General features: G+C 69.4%; 1 protein-coding gene and 1 pseudogene. Both read left to right on the top strand.

The window, feature by feature from the left end; translation table 11 throughout:
* A pseudogene (locus HV824_RS34975) lies at positions 1 to 1,236 on the top strand (hypothetical protein); the annotation flags it as partial.
* Positions 1,237 to 1,255: 19 nt separating this feature from the next.
* On the top strand, positions 1,256 to 4,183 hold a 2,928-nt coding region (locus HV824_RS34970), incomplete at its 3' end, for an amino acid adenylation domain-containing protein (RefSeq protein WP_176425207.1).

The following is a 4,183-nucleotide window of genomic DNA, read 5'->3' as shown; positions in this document are numbered from 1 at the left end:
CACCCGGACAAGCAGCCGTCCAAGACGGACATCCGCGAGACCTTCCGCCAGCCACAGTTCGTGGATGGAGGCCCTCCACGAGCCGCGTACGATGATGAGCCTCCGGACATCCTCACGCTGGGTGGCGCCTACTTCCAGCGCGCGGAGCTGAGCGCCTCGCGCGGCGGCCCGGGAACGCCGCTGACGCCCGTGCTGCCGTCGCTCGCGGACCTGTACCTGGACATCAATCCTTCCGAGCAGATTCGCGGGTTCGTGCGCGGGCGGCTTCTCTACGATCCGCTCGACATGCAGCTCTCCACGCCGCAGTCGGTCCTGGATCAGTTCTGGTTCCGCTTCGGCCTGGCCCACCGCGTCTTCATCACCGCGGGCCGCCAGCAGGTCCGCTGGGGCAGCTCCCGCATCTGGAATCCCACGGACTTCCTCCAGGCGCCGAATCCCCGGCCGCTCGACCCGGTGGACCTGCGCACCGGCGTGGACATGCTGAAGGTGAACGTGCCGTGGGAGGAGATGGCCTCCAGCCTGTGGCTCATCGCCACGGCGGACCTGAATGGACCGGAGGACCGCCCGATACGTTATGGCGGAGCGCTGCGCGCGGAGGTGGTGCTCGGCCCCAGCGAGCTGTCGCTGTCGGCGGCCTTCCAGCAGGGCCGCCGCCCCCGGTATGGCATTGACTGGTCCGTGGGCCTGGGCCCCTTCGACCTCAACGCGGAGATGGCGCTCCTGCAAGACCTCCCCGCGCGGCTGTGGGAGCGCGGCGAGGCCGGCTACGTCGAGCGCTCCTTCGGTGGCCCGAAGCCGCAGGTCAGTGGCGGCATCAAGGGCACCTTCCGCGTGGCGGACGTCTACCGCGCCATCGTCCGGCTGGAGGGCTTCTACAACTCGCTGGGCACGGATGATCGCGCGCAGCTGACGTGGCAGCGCTCCACCGCGGACTACCGGCCCCTGTTCTTCGGACGTGCCTATGGCATGGCCCAGGTCAGCATCGACCGGCGCAGCCAGTTCGAGCCCCGCCTGACGTTCACCGCGCTGACGAACCTGAGTGACCCCTCCATGCTGGGCCGCATCGACTTCGACATCGCCGTGCTGCGAGACGTGGTGGCGCAGCTCTTCGTCGAAGCGCCGCTGGGGCCACGCGGCACCGAGTTCCGCTTCCAGCCTGACCCCTCCGTGGTGGAGCTCCCGCCCATGGGCCTTCCGCTCTTCCGCACGGGCGTCAGCGTCTACATCAAGATGTGAAGTTCCCCCGAGCATCGACATGACCTCGCGTACCGACCTGGACTCGCTGACTCCGGAGGAGAAGCGCGCGCTGCTGCAGAAGCTGCTGAAGCGCGGCGCTCCGGACACCGCCACCGGACAGAACTCCCTCCAGGGTACGGGGCCCACCCGGCGCGGAGACGACACGCGAGCGGAGCCCTCCTCCGCGCAGGAGCGGATGTGGTTCCTCCATCAGCTTGCTCCCGCGTCCGCCTCGTACAACGTGGTGCGCGCGGTGGAGCTCTCCGGTGAGGTGGATGCCGGAGCGCTCGACGCGGCGCTGCGGCAACTGCTGGCACGGCACCGCGCGCTCCGCTCCATCATGCCCTCCTCACCCGAGGGACATCCCCTGCTGGGTGTTCAGGACGTCCCCGCGCAGGTCCTGGTGACCGAGGACCTGTCGGCGGATGCGGCGCCCGAGACGTCGCTGGAGCGCTGGCTGCGGGAAGAAGCCCAGCGGCCCTTCGTGCTCGCCCAGGGGCCCCTGTATCGCTTCTGCCTCTTCCGCCTTTCCGCACAGCGGCACGTCTTCACGTTGTCGCTGCACCACCTCGTGGTGGACGGCTGGAGCTACAACGTGTTGATGCGCGAGCTGGGTGTCCTCTACACGGCGCGCGTCCGTGGGCAGGCCCCCGGCCTGACGCCCCTGCCGCTGGAGTACACGGACTTCGCGGCCTGGCAGCGGTCACCCGATGTCGCGGCGCGCGAAGCGGCCCATGTCGAGTACTGGAAGGAGCAGCTCGCCGGGGTTCCGCACATCCTGGAGCTGCCCACCGACAAGCCGCGCCCGCCGGTGCGCACGGACCAGGGCGTCCAGACCCAGTTGCTCCCCGTCTCCGCGGCGCTGGCCGAGGCCGTGCGCGTGCTCTGCCGTGAGCGGCAGGTCACGCCCTTCATGGTGTTCTACACGGCCTTCGCCGCGCTGCTGCACCGCTACTCGCAGCAGTCCGACTTCTGCGTGGGCACGCCCGTCGCGGGCCGGACGCACCTGTCCCTGGAGGGCGTCGTCGGGCTGTTCATCAACACCGTGGTCCTGCGCGCCCAGGTGCGGACTGGCGACACCTTCACCGGGCTGCTGGCGCGTGCGAGGGAATGCGCGCTCGCCGCGTACGCACACCAGGAAGCACCGTTCGAGCGAGTCATCGAGGCGGTGCGAGCGGAGCGCAACCCCGGTCACTCACCGCTCTTCCAGGTGATGTTCGACCTGTACCAGGAAGAGGACTCGCTGGCGGGTGCGTTCTCGGGCGTGGGCGCTCGCGCGCTCCATGTGGATACCGGGACCAGTCAGTTCGACCTGTCGCTCACCATCATCGAGGGCCCCTCCGGCTTCGGCGTGACGGTGCAGTACAGCACCGACCTGTTCGAGCACGACTCCATCCAGCGCCTGGTGGGCCACTACCTGCGCCTGCTCGAAGGCGCGCTCGCCGCTCCCTCCGCGCCGCTTGCGTCCGTCGACCTCCTCTCCGCCTCCGAGCGCCAGCAGGTCCTCTTCTCCTTCAACGACACCTCCAGGCCCTTCGACTCCCTCGCCTCGGTGTCCTCCCTGTGGACCGCCCAGGTCGCTCGCGCTCCCGACGCCACCGCACTCGTCCTCGCCTCCTCCGGCCTTCGCCTCTCCTTCTCCCAGCTCCACGCTCGCGCCACCCGCCTGGCCCAGCACCTGCTCGGCCTTGGCGTCCTCCCGGAGGACGTCGTCGGCCTGTGCCTCGAGCGCTCCGAGGACGCCGTCGTCGGCCTCCTCGCCATCCTCCTCAGTGGCGCCACCTGCCTTCCTCTCGAAGCCACTCACCCGCATGAGCGCCGTGCCTCGCTTCTCCACCGGGCCCGTGCTCGCTTCGTCCTCTCTCGCCCGGACTTCTTCTCCGACGCCTCGTTGGCGATTCCCCTCGTCCAGCCGCTCCCTCCTCAGTCTCCGTCCTCACTCCCTCTCCCGCTCGTCCTCCCCGACTCGCTCGCCTACCTCCTCTTCACCTCTGGCTCCACTGGCGAGCCCAAGGGCGTTGAGCTCACCCACCGCTCCCTTGTCCACGCCTTCGACTCCTTCGACTCCCTCTACGACACGCGTCCGGGTGACTGCTGGGCTTCCTCCAGCAGCTTCTCCTTCGACATGCATCTGGAGGATGTCCTCTTCTGCCTGACACGCGGAGGGACGACGGTGCTGCGCGACGTGGGGCCGCTGGGGCTGGGGCGCGACATCGCCCGCCACGGCATCACTCACATCGTCATCACACCTTCATCGCTGGCCACCGCGATGGAGGAACCTGGAGCGCCCGAAGCGCTGCGTTCCATGAAGGCCATTGTCGTGGGTGGTGAGGCCCTGCCCGAGCCACTGGTGGAGCAACTGGCGCTGACGCGAACGTCGCTCATCAATGCCTACGGCCCGACGGAGACGACCATCTGCGTGGTGGCCGAGAAGGTGGAAGCCCACCGCCCCGTCCGCCTGGGCCAGCCCTTGGCTCGCTCTCAGGCCTACGTCCTCGACGAGGCCGGCCTCCCTTCTCCCATCGGCGTCCCGGGTGAGCTCTTCCTCGGCGGCGACGGCCTCGCTCGTGGCTACCGCGCACTTCCTCACCTCACCGCCGAGCGCTTCGTCCCCCACGCCTTCTCTTCCTCTCCCGGCGCTCGCCTCTACCGCACAGGAGACCGCGTCCGCTGGAATCCCGACGGCTCCCTCTCCTACCTCGGCCGCACCGACTTCCAGCTCAAGGTGCGTGGCGTCCGCGTCGAGCCCGAGGAAGTCGAGGCCGCCCTCTGCCGTCTCCCGGGCGTCCGCCAGGCCGCCGTCCTTCCTCTCTCCTCTCCTAACTCTTCCGACGTCCGCCTCGTCGCCTTCCTCGTCCTCGACGACGCCACCCCCTTCCTCCCCGCCTCTCTCCGACACCAACTCTCACGCCTCCTCCCCGAGGCGCTCCTCCCCTCTCCCCTCCTC

The sequence above is a fragment of the Myxococcus sp. AM009 genome, assembly GCF_013372605.1.
Lineage (GTDB): Bacteria > Myxococcota > Myxococcia > Myxococcales > Myxococcaceae > Myxococcus > Myxococcus vastator.
The sequence above is the reverse complement of the archived record's forward strand: the minus strand, read 5'-3'. Positions and strand labels throughout refer to the sequence as shown.